Source organism: Janthinobacterium sp. SUN026 (assembly GCF_030397625.1).
Classification (GTDB): Bacteria; Pseudomonadota; Gammaproteobacteria; order Burkholderiales; family Burkholderiaceae_D; genus Janthinobacterium; species Janthinobacterium kumbetense.
Genome location: NZ_JAPQNU010000008.1, coordinates 121,412 through 139,989 on the forward strand (window position 1 = coordinate 121,412; position 18,578 = coordinate 139,989).

An 18,578-nucleotide genomic window follows, 5' to 3' on the forward strand; every position below is an offset into this window, starting at 1 on the left:
CGCGCCTAGAACGAGTAGACCAGGGTCAGCGACGTTTGCGTATCCGTGTTCTTCTTGTCGTCCGGTACGCGCGTGTCGTTGCGGGCGCTGAAGGCGGCCTTCATCTGCATGGTGCCGTTGATTTTCGTGCTGAGGGCCGTCTCGGCGATCGAGTGGGTGTTCGAGGTGCCCCGTTCCACGCTGATCGTTTGCGTAAACATGGCCGACTGGCTGATCTTCCACTTCATGGCGGCCGCGCCGCGCACCGTCAGGCCGTGTTCCGATTCGCCCGCGTCGTTGGTGCCGCTGAAATAGCCAGGACCGATTTCCACGTCGACGCTTTTGTCGCTCGACTGGTACCAGCGCGAGCCATGACCGACGGCCAGGGTCGAGTACTTGGTGTAGGCGCCGAACTTGTCGTTCACGTGCGAGGCCAGCACGAACAGTTTTTCATGGTCGGCCATCAGCTTGTAGGCGGCCTTGGCGGAGGCGGAAAAGCGTTCCGCCGAGCGTTCGCGCACTTTCTCGCCGTCGTCGTTCGTCGTTTCGTCTTCCTTGAAGTAGCCGCTGAAGATGTACTGGTTGCTCCAGTCATCGAGCTCCTGGCGCGCGTCGATCTTGCCCGTGACGGAGGTGCCGACCGTGTTGCCCGAGGTGGTGATGGCGCCCAGTTCGGCGGAAGTGCTCCAGCTGCCGATGGGGATTTCATCGAACAGCATGCTTTGCTTGGTGTCTGCGGCGGCGGCGCTGCCGCAGGTGATGGCCAGCGCCAGTGCGAGAGAGTGGGTCGGTTTCATGGCTGTATTTGTCTGTGGCGCGCGCCGGGCGTGCCTGCTGTTCGTTAATGGCAGTGGTGGCTATGCAGGCCGCGGCAAGCCGGGAGGCGCCGATAAACCTGCGCACATGCGCGCGCGGGCGCGGCCAAAAATTGTCGAGGCTGTATTGTACCCGACCCTGCCATCGTTCGCCGCACGCGGCGGCGCGCATGAATGCTGCTATATTATGAGAAATATTGCAAACCTGGCATGCATGGATGATGACGATGAAAATGGCACGCAAGCTTGTTACTCTGATATGGCTGTGCGGTGCGGCGCCAGCGGGCGCGCAGGCGCCCGAAGCGGCGCCGGTACAGGGTCCTGGGCCGGCACCGCAACTGACGCAAAAGATGATACGCGATGCCGTGCGCGCCGTGCTGGCGGAAGAGGCGCAGGTGCGCGACTCTCTGCCGCAGCCGGCCATGCAGCAGGTGACGATACGCGCCGACAGAAAATATGAGCAGTTTGCCGCCGCCTTTGCCGAAGCGAAGGTGCCAGACTGCCTGCACGCCGATGGCTTGAAGCGCCAGCCCACCGGCATCGGCCCGCTCGCCATCGGCGGCGTATATGCCTTGCCCTTCGTGGCGATCGCCAAACTGCGCGGAAAATGTAACTAGCAGGGGAACACCGCCCGGCGGGGCTGGCAAGTGGCGCGCGCCTGGCGTATGCTGCGCATGTTTGCTGTCCCGCTCTTTACAAGGAATTCCCGTGCGCTGCCTGGTCATCGAAGACGAAGCTGAAACTTCCCGCTATATCTGTGCCGGCCTGCGCGAGGCTGGCCACGACGTCACCGCCTGCGACAATGGCATCGACGGCATGCGCCTGGCCTGCGGCGAAGACTGGGATGCGCTGGTGCTCGACCGCCTGCTGCCCGGCGAGATCGACGGCCTGGCCATCGTCGCGCGCCTGCGCGGCATGGGCCGCAACACGCCCGTGCTGGTGCTGTCGGCCCTGTCCAGCGTCGACGAGCGCGTGCGCGGCTTGCGCAGCGGCGGCGACGATTATTTGTCGAAACCGTTCGCCATCGCCGAACTGCTGGCGCGCATCGAGGCGCTGCTGCGGCGCGCCGCGCCCGTGCCCGAATCGACGCAGCTGCAGGTGGCCGACCTGGTGCTCGACATGCGCACCATGCGCGTGACGCGCGCCAACCGGCAAATCGCCCTGCAGCCGCGCGAATTCCGTTTGCTCGAATATCTGATGCGCCACCAGGGCCAGTCCGTCACGCGCGCCATGCTGCTCGAAGCCGTGTGGGACTACCATTTCGACCCGCAGACCAACGTCATCGACGTGCAGGTGAGCCGCTTGCGCACCAAGGTGGACAAGGAATTTTCGCCACCGCTGATCCACACGGTGCGCGGCGTCGGCTACACCCTGGGCGTGATCGACAGTGCGTAACTGGCACCGCTCGATCGCGGCCCGCCTGGCGCTCGGCTATGGCGTGCTGGTGGTCGTCTCGATCAGCATCGTCTGCGCCGTCTTCTATTTCGGCACCATCGGCGTGCTCGATCGCAGCGTGGACCGCAAGCTGACCCTGCTCTCGGAGCGCCTCGCCGCCCTGTACCAGCAGGACGACGCCAGCCGCACGACGGCGGAAATCGCCCATTTGCTGACCGACCGCACCGACAGCGACACGGAAATCTTCCTGCTGGTGGGCGCCGACGGCCGCCGCGTGGCGGGCAATCTGTCGTCCTGGCCCGACGTGGGCAGCCCCGTGGGCCGCTTGCTGCACCGCGACGTCACGCGGGAAGGACGCCGGGTGCCCGCGCGCATGCTGATCCGCGACCTGGAGGGCGGCGCGCGCCTGTTCGTCGGGCGCGACATGGAAGAGGGCAAGTCGATCCGCACCCTGGTGCTGCGCTCGCTGGCCTATGGCGGCGGGGTGGCCATCCTGCTGGTGGTGGCGGGCGCGTGGCTGTTCCGCCGCCAGCTCGAGGCGCGCATCGGGCAGATCCGCCGCACGGCAGGGGAAATCGAGGCGGGCGACCTGAGCCGGCGCATTCCCGTCTCCAGCGAGGATGAATTCGGCTTGCTGAGCCGCGACATCAACCGCATGCTCGACCGCATCGAACATTTGATGGAAGGCGTGCGCCACGTGTCGAACGCCATCGCGCACGACTTGCGCACGCCGCTGGCGCGCATCCGCAACAAGCTCGATGGCGCCTTGCGCCAGCAGCAGGACGTGGCCGGCTACGAGAGTGCGGCGCAGGCGGCCATCGACGACATCGACGACCTGACGCGCGTGTTCGACAAGCTGCTGCAGATCGCGGCGGCCGAATCGGGCATGCGTCCCGAGAATTTCGACGACATCGACTTGCAGCAGATCGGCGCCGACATCGTGGAAATGTACGAAGCCACGGCCGACGAGCAGGGCGTGCTGCTGGTGCAGATGTATGGCGAGGCTGTGCCGGCGCGCGGCGACCGCAATCTGCTGGGCAGCGCCCTGGCCAGCCTGGTCGACAACGCCATCAAGTACGCGGGCCCGGGCGCCACGGTGGAAGTGTCGGCCGGCAGCGATGAACGGGGCTGCTGGCTGGCCGTGCGCGACAACGGCCCCGGCGTGCCGACGGAAGAATTGCCGAAGCTGACGCAGCGCTTTTACCGGCTCGACAAGAGCCGACATTTGCCCGGCAATGGCCTGGGCCTGTCCATCGTGGCGGCCATCGCGGCCCTGCATGGCGGCAGCCTGGATATCGAGGATGCGGCGCCGGGCCTGCGCCTGCGCTTGCGGCTGCTGCGCTAGCTTGCCAGTGCCCGTGGCATATCCGCACATTACCAACTTGTAACCCCCTTCATTTTCGCCTCCCCCTATCATCCGTTCTACCCCGCGTAGAGCGGCTGCGTGCGCGCAGCGGCCCGTGCCGGGCTGCCTGCGGCCGTCGCCGCGTCCCGTTCAGTAGAGCCGTTTCATGCATACATTTACCGCCACCGGCGACAACGCCGCGCCGCAACCGGCGCCACTGCGCCAGCATGGCCACCGGATCAAGGCGGCGCTGGGCGCGCTCGTGTTCCCCCTGCAGCGCGCGCGCTGGCAAGCGGTCATCGCCGCGACGCCGGGCCTGGCGGCGCTGGCGCAAGCCCATCCCAGCCTGCGCTACAAGATATATCGTCCCTACGCCAGCCGCCAGCTGGGCTGCGCGGCGAGGGTGGACCTGCTGTGCGGGCATTACCGTTTCCTGTGGCAGGCGGGCGCGCGGCCGCTGGTGGAGTACGCGGCGCGGCGCGCGCTGGTGCTGGCCACCATCGAAGGCAAGGACGGCGCCAGCTATCGCTTGCAGCTGACGGCCATCCATGACAGCCACCGCGAAGGGGAGCTGTGCCTGCGCCTGACGCGCGACGGCGTGCCGTTGTACCTGGCCAGTTTCCTGTTCCGGCCCCAGCCTGGCGGCGCCGTCATCCAGCTGGGCGCCTTGCAGGGCTTGCGCTCGCCCGCCGGCGCGCAGGCGGTGAAGGAGGCCACGCGGGCGCTGCACGGCTGCCGGCCGAAAAACCTGATGGTGGCCGCCTTGCGCGACCTGGGCGACTTTTTCGGCTGCGGCCACCTGGACCTGGTCAGCAACGTCAACCGCATCGCGCTGAACTGGCGCCGGCGCCGCCATATCTCCTGCGACTACGACCTGGCGTGGCAGGAACTGCATGCGTTGCCCACCAGCGACGGCAATTACCGCCTGCCTTGCGGCCCTTGCCGGATGCCGGAGCTGGAGCTGGTGCCGTCGAAAAAGCGCGCCGATGCGCGCCGCCGCGGCGCCATGCTGGTGCAGCTGGCGGCCGACATGCGCTGGCAAGTGGCGGCCCTGCTGCACGCGCAATGACGGCGCAGGGCGGGGTTTCTTGACCTGCGCGGCTTTTTTTGCCGGGCAGCCCGGCGTAATCGGCGCGATCGGCGTATACTTGCTGGCGTTGTTAACCTGAAGCCAGTCATCCCATGCCAGCACAATTCCCCACTTCGCGCATGCGCCGCTTGCGCGCGACCCCGCAACTGCGCGAGCTGTTCCGCGAAACCGAGATCAATCCGCGCGACCTGGTCCTGCCGATCTTCGTCGACGAAGGCAGCAGCGAATTCATCGACATCAAGTCCATGCCCGGCGTGCGCCGCATTCCCGAAGCGAAGCTGGCGCAGGAAGTCGAGCGCTATGCGCGCGCCGGCCTGCGCTCCGTCATGACCTTCGGCATTTCGCACCACAAGGACAGCCACGGCACGGACACTCTGAACCCGGACGGCCTGGTGGCGCGCATGTCGCGCATCATCAAGGACGCCGTGCCGGAAATGGTGGTCATGTCCGACACCTGCTTCTGCGAATACACGGACCACGGCCATTGCGGCATCCTGCATGGCGACACGGTCGACAATGACAGCACGGTGCTCAACCTGGGCAAGCAGGCCGTCATCGCCGCCCAGGCGGGAGCCGACATCATCGCCCCGTCGGCGGCCATGGATGGCCAGGTAGCGGCCATCCGCGGCGCGCTCGACGCGGCCGGTTTCCACGACACGCCCGTGATGGCGTATTCCACCAAGTTCGCCTCCGGCCTGTATGGCCCGTTCCGCGACGCGGCCGGCAGCACCCTGAAGGGCGACCGCAAGACCTACCAGATGGACCCGATGAACCGCCGCGAAGCGGTGCGCGAATCGCTGATCGACGAAGCCGAAGGCGCCGACGCGCTGATGGTGAAACCGGCCGGCGCCTACCTGGACATCATCCGCGACCTGCGCGAAGCGACGCGTTTGCCGATCGGCGCCTACCAGGTCAGCGGCGAGTACGCGATGATCAAGTTCGCCGCGCAGGCGGGCGCCATTGACGAGCGCCGCGTGGTGCAGGAAACCCTGGGCGCCATCAAGCGCGCGGGCGCGGACATGATCTTTACGTATTTCGCGATGGATGTGCTGAATAATCCGTACTAAGTAAACACGGGGCAGGGCGGCCGCCTTTTCAGCTATCATGGCGCGCTGCCCAACCTGAATTTGCTTATGCCCCTGAAAATCTCCCGCATCCTGCACGCCGGCTATGTCCTCGAATGCGAAGGCACGGCCATCGCCTTCGACCCCATCGTCGAAAACCCGTTCAGCCGCAACTGCCACGCGTTTCCGCCCGTGCGCTTCGACCTGGACGCCGTGCGCCGGCTGCGCTGGGATGCCGTCTTCATCTCGCACTTCCACGACGACCACTGCTCGCTCGACAGCCTCGATGCGCTGGACCGCGCCACGCCCATCTACCTGTACTGCGTCTTCGACGAACTGTTCGCGATGCTGCGCGCGCTCGATTTCACGCAAGTAGAGAAGCTGCACGTGGACGTGCCCGTGCAGGTGGGCAGCATCGAGGTGATCCCGCGCCGCGCGCTGGATGACGATGTCGACTCGCTGTTCCAGGTGCGCGCAGCTGGCTTGAATGTGCTCAACGTCGTCGATTCCTGGATCGGCCCCGAAACACTGGCGCAGCTGGCCGCCTTCGCGCCCTGGGACATGGTGCTGTGGCCATTCCAGACCATGCGCGAGATCGCCGTCATCGCACCGTCGCAGGCGGCGCGGGGGCCGGTGGAACTTCCCGACGACTGGGTGCCGCAGCTGCGCGCCCTGGCGCCCCGTTACCTCGTGCCCAGCTCTTGCCAGTTCGTGCAGGAAGACTGGTCCTGGTACAACCATGCGATGTTCCCGATTACCTACCGCCGCTTTGCCGATGAAATGGGCGCCGCGCTGCCCGAGACGCACATCTTCCGCCTCGATCCATCGACGGCCGTGCTGCTCGACGCGCAGGGCATGGCGCCGGCCGCGCCGCTGCCCTGGGTCATTCCCGTGGGGCCGCAGGACGTGGATTTCGACTACCGCCCGGAGGCGCTTGCGCCCGCCACGGCGGACATCGCCCGCCGTTTCGCGCCCTTGAACGATGCCGACACGGCGCTGGTGCTGGACTTCTGCCATCGCGGCTTGCTCGAACGCTACCGCGACATGGAGCTGCCCGAGGACAGTTATTTCCAGGCCCCGCGCGTGTGGCGCCTGGCGCTGTACGGCCATGACGGCGCGGCCACCATCCTGCATTACCGCACGCATGGCGACTTGATCGACCTCGTGCCGGACACGGGCGAGGCGCCGGGCTGGACGACGCAAGTGCCGCTGGTGAAATGCCACGCGGCGCTGGTGCTCGGTGAATCGCTGACGTCGATGTACATGCGCATCAACGATGGTCCTTTCGACGAAGCTACGCGCGCCGAACTGGTGGAAGCCGACACCGTCGACGATCCCTTGATCCGTTGCCTGTTCAACGACGCCATCGGCGCCTATCAGGCGGCGCAGCTCAAGCGCTTGCTGGCCCGCTGAAGAAAATCGCGCGACAGGGTAAGATAAACGATTAATCCCAGTATCTCAGAGCAAGGAATGATCAACATGACACAAAACAAGGAAACCGCGATCCTGGCCGGCGGCTGCTTCTGGGGCGTGCAAGACTTGCTGCGCCGCTATCCGGGCGTGATCGCCACGCGCGTGGGCTACAGCGGCGGCGACGTGGCCAACGCCACCTACCGCAACCATGGCACGCATGCGGAAGCGATCGAGATCATTTTCGACCCGAACACCATCAGCTACCGCAAGATCCTGGAATTTTTCTTCCAGATCCACGACCCCAGCACGGAAAACCGCCAGGGCAATGACCGCGGCACCAGCTACCGCTCGGCCATCTTTTATACCAGCGATGAGCAAAAACGGGTGGCCGAGGACACGATCCGCGACGTCGACGCTTCCGGCCTGTGGCCCGGCAAGGTGGTGACGGAAGTGGCGCCGGCCGGCCCGTTTTGGGAAGCGGAACCGGAGCACCAGGATTATCTGCAGCGCTTGCCGCACGGCTACACTTGCCATTACATCCGGCCGGACTGGGTCTTGCCGCAACGCGGGCAGTAAGGAGCCGGGCATGCGTTACTGGCGCGTCGAGCGGCCGCCGGCGGAAGGGCAGCTGGACTTCGGGCGTACCCTGGAGCTGATGGCGGCCATCGGCCATGCGGACGTGAACGCCGTCGCCGGGGCCATCCTGAAGACGGTCAGCACGGTCGCGCCCATTGCCCAGTGCACGATCTTTGCCTATGAATTCGGCAACCGTCCCCGCACCGTCGCCGTGGCCGACCGGCGCGGCGGGCGCTTTTTGCAGGATATCGCCGACAGCTACGCCCGCCATTACTATGCGCTCGATGGCAACCAGCGCGTGATCGCCCCGGCGCCGGGGCGGAAAATCGATCCCGCCATCGTGCTGCACCAGCAGGCCAGCGACGAGATCGACCATCCCGGCTACCGCGCCGTCTGCTACCAGAAGCCGAATGTGTCGGACCGCCTGTCCCTGCTGCTGCAGCCGGCCGGCGATATCTGGCTGTCCGTCAATTTCTACCGCGACAGCAGCCAGGGCCAGTTCCAGCCCGGCGAAGTGGCGGGCATCGAAACCCTGTCACCGCTGTTTGCCCATGCCGTCAAGCATCACTACAGTTTGAAGGGCCAGGCCACGCAAGGCGTCGCGCCGCTGATGCTGGCAAGGCTGCGCCAGCATTGCCCCGCCTTGAGCAAGCGCGAACTGGACGTGCTGCGCTGCGTGCTCGAAGGTCTCACGGCTGTGGAAATTGCCGAGACCATGGGTGTGCAGCCATCGAGCGTCATCACCTACCAGAAGCGCGCCTATAAACGCCTGGGCATTTCCAGCCAGCGGCAACTGTTTGCGCTATGCATGGCGCCAGCCCCTTAGTCCTTTTGGCGTAGGGCTGGCTTCGCCTTTTTGACTGTTTTAGCCGCGAAACGTCCCCAAAATGGGGACAGGGTTTGCGGCGCGCGTCTGCATACTGTGTTGCAAGCCGGGATCACCCGGCCGCTCTCACCCAATAACAATAGCAAGGGGAGAGCGACACCTTATGGAGACCAGCATGACCATCGCCCCCGCGGCCACCCCCGCCACGCCCGTCCTCGACGCGGCCACCAATCAACTGGAACAGCAAGTGATGCGCAAGGTGTCGCGCCATTTGCTGGGATTCTTATTCCTGCTGTTCGTGTTTTCCTTTCTGGACCGTATCAACATCGGCTTCGCCGGCTTGACCATGATGCAAGACCTGGGCCTGTCCGGCACCCAGTTCGGTTTTGCCACCACCCTGTTCTACATCGCCTACATCGCTTGCAGCATTCCCAGCAACATCGTGCTGGCCCGCATCGGCGCCCGTCAATGGATAGGCTCCATGATGATCGCCTGGGGCCTGGCCTCGACGGCGACCCTGTTCGCCAGCGGCCCGGCCAGCCTGTATGCGCTGCGCTTCCTCGTTGGCGTGACGGAGGCGGGCTTCCTGCCCGGCATGCTGCTGTATCTGACCTACTGGTTTCCCAGCGCCTATCGGGCGCGGGCGAACGCCCTGTTCATGATCGCCATGCCCGTCACGGCCGCCATCGGCTCTGCCCTGTCGGGCCTGATCCTGGGGCTCGATGGTCACTGGGGCTTGAAGGGCTGGCAATGGCTGTTCTTGCTCGAAGGCATGCCGTCCGTGCTGCTGGGCCTGGCCGTGTACGGCTACCTGGACGACTCGCCCGCCAAGGCGAACTGGCTGGGCAAGCTGGAGCAGCAAGTGCTGGCGCGCATGCTGGCGGCCGAGCAGAAGCCTGTTGCGTCGCAGCAAAAAACCTCGGTGCTGGCGGAAATGCTGTCGCCCACCGTGCTGAAATTCGGCATCGCCTATTTCTGCCTGGTTAACACCCTGGCGATGGTGGCCGTGTGGACGCCATTGATCGTGAAAAGTTTCAATAGCAATGCCAGCAACACGCAGATCGGCTTGCTGGCGGCCATCCCGCAAGTGTGCACCGTGATCGGCATGATCGCCTGGGGGCGCCGCTCGGACCGCCTGCAGGAACGCCGCTGGCACATCGTCTGGCCCATGCTGCTGTCGGCCGCCGGCTGGCTGTGCACGGCGTACTCGGCCAACCCCGTGCTGCAGCTGCTGGGCGTGTGCATGGCGTCAACGGGCGCTTATACGGCCATGTCCGTCTTCTGGACGACGCCGGACCGGGCCTTGAGCCTGGGTGCGCGCGCCATCGGCATCGCCGTCATCAATGCCACAGGCAATATCGGCTCGGCCCTGAATCCCGTCGTCGTGGGCTGGCTGAAGGATATCACGCACAGCTTTGCCACCGGCTTGCTGTACGCCAGCGTCCTGCTGGTGGCGGGCGCGGCCATCGTGCTGACCCTGCCCATCGCGCGCGGCGGCAAAGACCATACTTGATCGAAGAGGACCCATCATGAGCGACACGTTTCACCCTTACCCCCATGTGCCGAAGGTGTATCCGCCCGGCAAACCGGCCGGTGCCGCCACGCAGCATGTCCCGGTGCTGATCGTCGGCGGCGGCCCCGTGGGCCTGGCCACGGCCCTGGGCCTGGCCCGCCACGGCGTACCCTCGGTGCTGATCGAAGCGGACGACGGCGTGTGCACGGGCAGCCGCGCCATCTGCATCTCGCGGCGCAGCCTGGAAATCATCGAACGCCTGGGCGCGCTCGACGGCTTTATCAGCAAGGGTTTGCCGTGGGTGGGCGGCCGCAGTTTTTACCGCGACGAGGAAGTGCTGCACTTTACGATGCCGCAAGACGCGAACCAGAAGTTGCCGCCGATGGTTAACCTGGCGCAATACCATATCGAGCAATTCCTGCTCGATGCGGCCGAGCGCCAGCCGGAATTGATCGATATCCGCTGGCAAACGCGGGTGACTGGCGTGGACAAGCGCGCCGACGGCGCCAGCGTTACCGTGGCGACGCCCGATGAAACCTATAAAATCGAGGCGGACTGGCTGGTGGCGGCCGACGGCGGGCGCAGCACCGTGCGCGAGGCGCTGGGGCTCAAATTGCAGGGCACCAGCTATGAAGGGCGCTATGTGATCGTCGATATCCACCTGAAGAGCGAGCGCCCGACGGAGCGCCTCGCGTATTTCGACCCGCCGTCGAATCCCGGTTCGACCGTGCTGGTGCACAAGCAGCCCGACGATATCTGGCGCATCGATTACCAGTTGCGCGACGACGAGGATGCGCAGGCGGCCGTGCTGCTGGAAAACGTGGCGCCCCGCGTGGACAGCCTGCTGGCCATGATGGGCGAAACGGCGCCGTGGCATCCCGTGTGGATCACCATCTACAAGGCCAATGCGCTGACCCTGGAAAAATACCGGCACGGCCCCGTGCTGTTCGCGGGCGATGCGGCCCACCTCGTGCCCATCTTCGGCGTGCGCGGAGCCAATTCCGGCATCGACGATGCGGACAACCTGGCCTGGAAGCTGGCCTACGTGGTCAAGGGCCAGGCGCCGCATGCCTTGCTGGACAGCTATTCGGACGAGCGCGTGTTCGCCGCCCATGAAAACCTGCGCCACGGCACGAAAAGCACGGAATTCATGGCACCGCCTACTTTCGCTTTTGATTTGATGCGCACGGCCGTGCTGGGCCTGGCGGGCAAGCATGCGCACGTGCGCTCCCTGATCAACCCGCGCCAGACGAGCGCCATCGCGTATGAGCAGTCGGCCCTGAATGCGCCGGACCGCGACACGTTTGCCGCCGGCCCCGCGCCGGGCACGGTCTTGCCGGAATGCCCGCTGGCGCTGCCATACGACGGCGGGCAAAAAGCGGGGTATATTACCGATCTGCTGAACCGCGCCGATGGCCATTTCACGGGACTGTACTTCAGCGAGGACGGGTCTGTGCCATCCGCACTGGCGGCGCTGGGCGACACCTTGCCGCTGACGACCGTGGCGATTTCCCGCAGCGGGGCGCAGGAGTGCGCCTGGGACCACACTGCGCAGGTATTCTCGCTATTCGACGCGCAGCCTGGGACGTTTTACCTCGTGCGCCCCGATGGGCATGTGCTGGGGCGCTGGCGGCAAGTGCAGGCGGTGCAGGTGGCGGCAGCGCTGGCGGCGGCCGGCATCGCCCAATCGAAGTAACAAGGAGACAATATGACCGATATCGAACTGGATAATTTGTACACGGAGCTGTGCCACACCATGGGCGGCCTGGGCGAACAGCGTTCGCCCCTGTTCCTCGCCCGTTTCGCCTTGCTGGCGATGGGTGCCATCGGCAAGGCCGATGTGGTGCAGGGCTTGCTGCGCGACGCGGCCGACGGCCTGGGGGAGCGCGCATGATAGGCGCCGGCTACCAAAGCGGCTTCGGCAACGAGTTTGCCACGGAAGCCGTGCCCGGCGCCTTGCCGCAGGGGCAGAATTCGCCGCAGCAGGCGCCTCTGGGCCTGTACGCGGAACAATTGTCGGGCACGGCCTTCACGGCGCCGCGCGCGCAGAACCGGCGCTCGTGGCTGTACCGCATCCGCCCCGCCAGCCAGCATCCGCCATTTACCTTGCTGGAAAACACCCGCATCGTCAGCGACTTCCACGCCATGCCGCCGACGCCGCCGAACCAGTTGCGCTGGGACCCGTTACCGCTGCCCGACGGCGCCACGGCGGTGGATTTCATCGACGGCTGGCAGACCATGGCCGGCAACGGCAGCGCCGAAGCGATGAGCGGTTGCGCCATCCACGTGTATGCGGCCAACCGCTCCATGCAGCGCTTCTTTTACTCGGCAGATGGCGAATTGCTGGTCGTGCCGCAGCAAGGCCGGCTGGCCATTGCCACGGAACTGGGCTTGATCGAGCTGGAACCGCAGGAAATCGCCGTCATCCCCCGCGGCGTACGCTTCCGCGTGACCCTGCCGGACGGCCAGGCGCGCGGTTATGTGTGCGAAAACTTCGGCACGGCCTTCCGCCTGCCCGACATGGGCCCCATCGGCTCGAACGGCCTGGCCAACAGCCGCGATTTCCTCACGCCGCACGCGGCGTATGAAGACATCGACGGCGCATGCGAACTGCTGGCCAAGTTCGGCGGCCATTTGTGGCGCACGACCCTGGACCATTCGCCGCTGGACGTGGTGGCATGGCATGGCAATTACGCGCCGTACAAATATGACCTGCGTCGCTTCAACACCATCGGCTCGATCAGCTACGACCACCCGGATCCGTCGATCTTCCTCGTGCTGCAGGCGCCCAGCGAAAATCCCCTGTTCGGTGCCATCGACTTCGCCATCTTCCCGCCGCGCTGGCTGGCGGCCGAGCATACCTTCCGCCCGCCGTGGTTCCACCGCAACGTGGCCAGCGAATTCATGGGGCTGATCCACGGCGTGTACGACGCCAAGGCGGCCGGTTTCGTGCCGGGCGGCGCCAGCCTGCACAACTGCATGTCCGGTCACGGCCCCGATGCGCAGACCTTCGACAAGGCGTCGCACAGCGACACGTCCGCGCCCGTGAAGGTGGGCGACACCATGGCCTTCATGTTCGAGACGCGCACCATCCTCAAGCCGACGCCATTCGCGCTGGACGGCGGCCTGCTGCAAAACGACTATTTCGCGTGCTGGCAAGGCTTGCGCAAGCATTTCGATCCAGAGCAGGCGTAGGCCATCGCTGCTCAGGCGGCCCGCGCCCGCGCTACCGTCTGCGGGTTGGCGGGCCGCGCCAGTCCCAAATGTCCGCGCAGGGTGCTGGCCGCATAGTTGGTGCGGAACAAGCCGCGCCGCTGCAATTCCGGCACCACCAGCCTTGTAAATGCCTCGAAGCCTTGCGGCAGCAGGGGCGGCACGACGTTGAAGCCGTCCGCGCCCCGTTCCACGAACCACTGTTCCATCAGGTCGGCCACCGTCTTGACGGAGCCGATCGCCTGCAAATGGCCGCGCGCCACGCGGAAGCGCAGCACCAGCTGGCGTAAGGTCAGGTTCTCGCGGCGGGCCAGCTCCAGTTGCTGCAGGAAGCGTCCCTTGCCGTTTTCGGGCGCCTGGTAGGGCAGGTCGGGCAGGGGGCCGTCGAGCGGATAGCCGGATAAATCAAAACCGCCAAATTCCAGATTACTGAAATCGACCAGTGCCTGCAGCTCGCCGAACTGGTCCTGCGCCTGCTGGTCCGATTCGGCTACTACCACCGATAATCCCGGCGTCACTTTCAATTGATCCTCGGCGCGGCCATACTTGGCCATGCGGCCCTTCACGTCCGCGTAGTACGCCTGCGCCACGGGCAGCGAGGTGGCCGAGCAGTACACCATCTCGCCCAGGCGCGCGGCAAATTCGCGGCCCGTCTCGGAATTGCCTGCCTGGACCAGCACCGGGTGGCCCTGCACGGGGCGGGGCAAGTCCAGCAAGCCTTGCGAGGCAAAGTACTGGCCCTGGAAATCGAGCGCATGGCCCGCTGCCGGCTGGTAGAACTGGCCGCTGGCGCGGTCGGGCCGGTCGAAGGCATCGTCATCCCAGCTATCCCACAGCATCTTGGACAGGGCCACGAATTCATCGGCGCGCGCATAGCGCTCGGCGTGGCTGCGCGGTGTATCGATGCCGAAATTGCGCGCCGTGTGTTCGCCAAACGAGGAGACGATGTTCCAGCCCGCGCGCCCGCCGCTCAGGTGGTCGAGCGAACTGAATTTGCGCGCCACGTGGTACGGATGCTCGTAATTGGTGTTGACGGTCGCGATCAGGCCGATATGGCGGGTGACGGCGGCAATGGCTGACAGCAGGGTAAATGGCTCGAACGGCAGGCCGATGGCGGCGCGGCCCGTCTCCGGCGTGACGTCGCCGGCGCGGCCGATGAAGTCGGCGATAAAAAAACTGTCGAACTTGGCCGCCTCGGCCAGTCTGGCGGCGTTTAGCCACCAGGCCAGGTCGGGCCGTCCGCTGGCGCTGGCCGATGGATGGCGCCAGGCGGCGGGATGGTGGCCGTGGCGTTGCAAAAAAACGTTCAGGACAAGCTGGCGTGCTGGCATGGGAGGAACTCCGTGGTGGATTGGCGACATGGCGTTTTGCCGTGACCATGCAAGCTTCGGGCCAGCATGGGAGCAGCGCCCGCATATGCAAATTCCGGATAAGCTAGCGCGGCACCATTCGTTCACGCCTGGAGATGGAGCGCGGTATAGTCGGCCCATGGAACTCTTAGCCCACAATTTCAGCAGCGATTTCGCGCGCAGCGCCCACCTGGCCCGCGGCGCGGGCGACGACGGTGATAGCGAGGCGCTGGTCGCCTTCCGCGACCCGCAGCAAATGAGCTTGCTGGTACGCGCCACGGCCTTTGTCTTTGCCGACCCCCGTTCGCGCCAGTTGCACGAGCTGATCGAACGCATTGCCCCCAGCGAGGCGACGGTGCTGATCACGGGCGAAACGGGGACGGGAAAAGAACTGATTGCGCGCCACGTGCACGGCTTGAGCGGCCGCGCCGAACAGACCTTCGTGGCGATCAATTGCGGCGCGTTTTCCGAAACCCTCGTCGAGAGCGAGCTGTTTGGCTATGAAAAAGGCGCGTTTACGGGCGCGCAGCAGGGCAAGCCTGGCTGGTTCGAGACGGCCAGCGGCGGCACCCTGTTCCTCGATGAGATCGGCGACTTGCCGCTGGCGATGCAGGTCAAGCTGCTGCGCGTGCTGCAGGAGCGCGAAGTGGTGCGCCTGGGCGCGCGGCGCGCCATCCCCATCGACGTGCGCCTGATCGCCGCCACCAACGTGGACCTGGCCGAAGCCGTGCGGGCGGGGCGCTTCCGCGAAGACCTGTATTACCGGCTGCAGGTGATCGGCCTGCCGCTGCGTCCCCTGCGCGAGCGGCCGGGCGACGTCATGCCGCTGACGCGCCACTTCATGGCCATCTATGCGCAGCGCCTGCACCTGGGCGAGGTGGAACTGGGCCTGGACGCGCAAGAGGCCTTGCTGGCCTATCCGTGGCCTGGCAATATCCGCGAACTGGAAAACGTCATTCACCGCGCGCTGCTCGTCTGCCGCAGCGGCGTCGTGCGGGCCGAAGATTTGAGCCTGTCGGGCTGGCACAGGGCGCCAGCTGCCGTACCTGTCTCCGCACCTGTCTCCGTGCCTGTGCCAGACGCCTGGGCGGGCGGCGCCGACATCGCCTACGCGGCCCACGGCGCGCCCGGCCAGGACGATTTATTGGCGGCCGAGCGCTTTGCCCGCGCCTGGCAAGCCTTGCTCGACTCGGGCGAAGCCGTGGAATTCGAAGCGATGCAGCAGGAACTGGTGCGCGCCGCGTGGGAGCGCAATGAGCGCAACCAGGTGCGCACGGCCAAACACCTGAACCTGAGCCGCAACATCCTGCGTACTTTCCTGAAAAAGGCGGGCGCCATCGATTAGGCGCATGAGCGACCTCCCGGAGCCGGACCCGCAGCGATGCGGCTCCGGCTTTTTTCATGGCTGCTGCGCGCGCAGCACATTGCTGCCATGGGGGCAGCGGATTGCTGCCAAATCAACAGCGGCGGGCCGCGGCGGGCATCCTGGGCATGGCATGTTTTCTGCGAGGAGGGTAGGGCAGGCCGCTGCGCGATGCGCGTACGGTCTTTTCTTCGACCCACGACAGGAGTCCACGCATGACCATAGAATTCATCTGGCAATTGCCCACCAGCGGCGATGGCCGTTACGCGGCGCCCGGCATCACGCGCCGTGGCGAACGGGCCGCCGGCGCGCCCAGCCCCCTGCAGGCGGGCGTGAGCGACCCGCGCGGCGCGCGTCCGCCCTTTAACTATTTCGATTATCTGCACCAGATCGCCCGCGCGGCCGATCTTTCCGGCTTCGACGGTATCCAGGTGCGCCACGATACGCAGGGCGATGAAAGCTGGATCGTCGCCGGCTACCTGGCCCGCAGCACGCGCCACCTGAAACTGATCGCGGAATTCGACGCGGCCTGGGGTTCGGCCGTGTATGCGGCAAAGAACGCCGTCAGCTTCCAGCGCTTCACGGGGGGACGCTTCGCCTGGCAGATCGGCCATGGCGGCGACGCGGCAGCGCGCCGGCGCCAGGGCGATTCAGCGCCGGATGCCGACATCCTGCCTCGCATCGATGAATTCATCACGGTGGCGCGCGGCGTGCAGAATACATCGCCGTTCAGCTTCAAGGGCAAGTTCTTCGAAGTACAGGACGGCGGCTTCAAGGGGCCGCTGGCGCACCATCCCGTCAACGGCATCTATCTGACCGGCGAGTCGCCGGAGGCGCTGGCCCTGTCGGCGCGCCAGGCCGACGTGCACGTCTTCGACGCGGCGCCCGTGAAGGATTTGCAGCCCGCCATCGCCAGCCTGCACACGCAGGCGCGCCAGTTGGGCCGCGCCGTGGCGGCGGGCTTGCGCATCGACGTGCTGGCCCGCGAAACGTTCGACGAAGCCTTGCGCGACGCGCGCCGCTACTGCAGCGGGGCGGGCCTGCCTGACGATGCTCCGTCGGCTGATGGCACGGCGGGCGGTGCAGCCTTGTTCTGGCCCGGCTTTGCGCAAGCGCAAACGGGCGCCCGCGGGGCCCTGGTCGGCAGCCATGCACAGGTCGCCGCAGCGCTCGAATCCTACGCGCAAGCCGGTGTGTCCAGCTTCGTGCTGGCGGCCATTCCCCATTTCGAGGAAGCCTACCGCATCGGCGAACACGTGCTGCCCCGCGTGCGTGCGGCGTTGAGCGCGCAGCTGCAAGCGGCTTGAGTCCCCGTATCCAACCTATTCAAGGAGTACCTTACATGGCTATCGATTTTTTCTGGCGCATCCCCACGCATGGCGAACCGAGTTCGCACCGCGCCCGCACGCCGTTTCGCGGCGACTGGTTTCCCGGCAATGACAACCTGCGCCAGGCCGGCCTCGGTGGCGGCGGCGCCGACGGTTTTACTTACATCGACTACCTGGCGGAAATCGCCCGTGCGGCCGAATTGTCCGGCTTCCAGGGCGGTTTGATTCCATCCTTCCCCATGACGGACGAACCGTGGGCCATTTCCGCGCTGCTGGCGCGCGAAACGAGCACTTTCCGCTTCATGATCCCGTTCCAGCCCGGCTTCCTGAACCCCGTGGTGGCCGCGCGCATGACGGCCAGCCTGCAGCGGGCCACGGGCGGGCGCGCGCTGTACAACGTGATCACGGGCGGCGGCGGGCCGGCGCAGCTGTGGTGGGGCGATTCGGCCGGCCACGACGACCGCTACACGCGCACGACGGAATTTCTCGACGTGGTGCGCGGCGTGTGGCGCGGCGGGCCGTTTTCCTACCAGGGCAAGTTTTACCAGGTGGAGGATGCGGGCCTGGCCACGCCGCTGTCGGAGCAGGATTTCCCCGAGATTTATTTCTCCGGCTCGTCCGACGCGGCCCTCGGTTCCGCGTCCAAGCATGCCGATTACTACCTGACGTGGCTGGAACCGTTCGAGCAGCTGCGCGAGAAATTCGCCCGCGTGCATGAAAAGACGGCGCTGCTGGGCCGCAAGATCAAGTGCGCCGTGCGCGTCGACATCGTCGCCCGCGCCACGGAAGAAGAAGCGTGGGACGAAGTGCGCAAGGGTTTCGAGGCCGTCGATGCGGCCACCCTGCGCCAGTTCCTCGGTGCCGATGGCGGCGATTCCGTGGGCGCGGCGCGCCAGCGCGGCAACCGCCCGACGACCCTGAACAGTTACAGGGACTTGATCACGGCGCCGAACATCTGGTCCGGCTTCAACCTGCTGCGGGGCGGGCAGACGCAGGGCATCGTCGGCAGCTACCAGCAAGTGGCCGAACGCCTCGACGAACTGGTGCAGCTGGGCGCCGACGCCTTCATCCTGGCCAGCACGCCGCACCTGGAAGAAGCGTACCGCGTGGGCGAGGAAGTGCTGCCCCTCGTGCGTGGCCACACGGCGGCACTGCTGCGCGCCGCCTGAGTATCCCCTGTTGCCGCGACAGCAGCGCCACCGCCTGCTGTCGCGCAGGCAGCACGCGGCGGCGCCGCTGCTGCCAAATCAACAGCACTATCACTCCGATAGTCTTCCTTTTAAATCAATCACTTAACGACGATTTTGCT

General features: G+C 66.0%; 17 protein-coding genes. 15 read left to right on the forward strand and 2 right to left on the reverse strand.

All coding sequences use genetic code 11. The features are described from left to right. Window positions 1–5 precede the first annotated feature (5 nt). Window positions 6–776, reverse strand: coding sequence for a DUF481 domain-containing protein (locus OX459_RS26095; protein ID WP_289897710.1), 771 nt, complete (start codon window positions 774–776; stop codon window positions 6–8). Between the two features lie 245 nt (window positions 777–1,021). On the opposite strand from OX459_RS26095, the gene OX459_RS26100 reads away from it, so the two are divergent. From OX459_RS26100 to hmgA, 12 genes are all read left to right on the forward strand, one after another. Next, on the forward strand, window positions 1,022–1,411 hold the full coding sequence (locus OX459_RS26100) for a hypothetical protein (RefSeq protein WP_289907161.1): 390 nt from the start codon (window positions 1,022–1,024) through the stop codon (window positions 1,409–1,411). A gap of 91 nt (window positions 1,412–1,502) precedes the next feature. Beyond that, window positions 1,503–2,189: a winged helix-turn-helix domain-containing protein gene (locus OX459_RS26105; RefSeq protein WP_034785794.1), complete on the forward strand. Its 687-nt coding sequence runs from the start codon at window positions 1,503–1,505 to the stop codon at window positions 2,187–2,189. Continuing rightward, window positions 2,182–3,534 (forward strand): HAMP domain-containing sensor histidine kinase, encoded by a 1,353-nt coding sequence (locus OX459_RS26110; RefSeq protein ID WP_289907162.1) that lies wholly within the window; start codon window positions 2,182–2,184, stop codon window positions 3,532–3,534. The genes OX459_RS26105 and OX459_RS26110 overlap by 8 nt, the downstream gene beginning before the upstream one ends. Before the next feature lie 166 nt (window positions 3,535–3,700). Beyond that, entirely contained in the window at window positions 3,701–4,603 is a 903-nt protein-coding gene (locus OX459_RS26115; protein ID WP_289907163.1) for a DUF535 family protein, read from the forward strand. A gap of 113 nt (window positions 4,604–4,716) precedes the next feature. Further along, entirely contained in the window at window positions 4,717–5,691 is a 975-nt protein-coding gene (gene hemB / locus OX459_RS26120; RefSeq protein WP_289907164.1) for a porphobilinogen synthase, read from the forward strand. 66 nt (window positions 5,692–5,757) lie between these two features. Further along, window positions 5,758–7,101 carry an MBL fold metallo-hydrolase gene (locus OX459_RS26125; protein WP_289907165.1) on the forward strand — a complete coding sequence of 448 codons (1,344 nt, stop codon included), beginning with the start codon at window positions 5,758–5,760 and terminating at the stop codon, window positions 7,099–7,101. A gap of 66 nt (window positions 7,102–7,167) precedes the next feature. Continuing rightward, entirely contained in the window at window positions 7,168–7,677 is a 510-nt protein-coding gene (gene msrA, locus OX459_RS26130; protein ID WP_289907166.1) for a peptide-methionine (S)-S-oxide reductase MsrA, read from the forward strand. A 10-nt stretch (window positions 7,678–7,687) separates the two neighbouring features. Then, window positions 7,688–8,503: a helix-turn-helix transcriptional regulator gene (locus OX459_RS26135; RefSeq protein ID WP_289907167.1), complete on the forward strand. Its 816-nt coding sequence runs from the start codon at window positions 7,688–7,690 to the stop codon at window positions 8,501–8,503. 175 nt (window positions 8,504–8,678) lie between these two features. Then, complete coding sequence (locus OX459_RS26140; RefSeq protein WP_289907168.1) at window positions 8,679–10,016, forward strand: MFS transporter; 1,338 nt, start codon at window positions 8,679–8,681, stop codon at window positions 10,014–10,016. A 16-nt stretch (window positions 10,017–10,032) separates the two neighbouring features. After that, window positions 10,033–11,712, forward strand: a complete 1,680-nt coding sequence (locus tag OX459_RS26145) for an FAD-dependent oxidoreductase (RefSeq protein WP_289907169.1) — start codon at window positions 10,033–10,035, stop codon at window positions 11,710–11,712. Window positions 11,713–11,724: 12 nt separating this feature from the next. Continuing rightward, a complete protein-coding gene (locus OX459_RS26150) occupies window positions 11,725–11,910 on the forward strand; it encodes a DUF2783 domain-containing protein (RefSeq protein WP_034785812.1) in 186 nt (61 codons plus the stop codon). Then, window positions 11,907–13,211, forward strand: coding sequence for a homogentisate 1,2-dioxygenase (gene hmgA / locus OX459_RS26155; protein ID WP_289907170.1), 1,305 nt, complete (start codon window positions 11,907–11,909; stop codon window positions 13,209–13,211). The genes OX459_RS26150 and hmgA overlap by 4 nt, the downstream gene beginning before the upstream one ends. 11 nt (window positions 13,212–13,222) lie before the next feature. Here the strand turns inward: hmgA and OX459_RS26160 are convergent, their stop codons facing one another. Next, window positions 13,223–14,560 (reverse strand): LLM class flavin-dependent oxidoreductase, encoded by a 1,338-nt coding sequence (locus OX459_RS26160; protein WP_289907171.1) that lies wholly within the window; start codon window positions 14,558–14,560, stop codon window positions 13,223–13,225. 157 nt (window positions 14,561–14,717) lie between these two features. On the opposite strand from OX459_RS26160, the gene OX459_RS26165 reads away from it, so the two are divergent. The 3 genes from OX459_RS26165 (at window position 14,718) to OX459_RS26175 (ending at window position 18,438) form a co-directional block, all read left to right on the forward strand. Beyond that, complete coding sequence (locus OX459_RS26165) at window positions 14,718–15,923, forward strand: sigma 54-interacting transcriptional regulator (RefSeq protein WP_289907172.1); 1,206 nt, start codon at window positions 14,718–14,720, stop codon at window positions 15,921–15,923. Window positions 15,924–16,156: 233 nt separating this feature from the next. Continuing rightward, window positions 16,157–17,248, forward strand: coding sequence for an LLM class flavin-dependent oxidoreductase (locus tag OX459_RS26170; RefSeq protein WP_289907173.1), 1,092 nt, complete (start codon window positions 16,157–16,159; stop codon window positions 17,246–17,248). A gap of 35 nt (window positions 17,249–17,283) precedes the next feature. Further along, entirely contained in the window at window positions 17,284–18,438 is a 1,155-nt protein-coding gene (locus OX459_RS26175; protein WP_289907174.1) for an LLM class flavin-dependent oxidoreductase, read from the forward strand. Window positions 18,439–18,578: the final 140 nt, after the last annotated feature.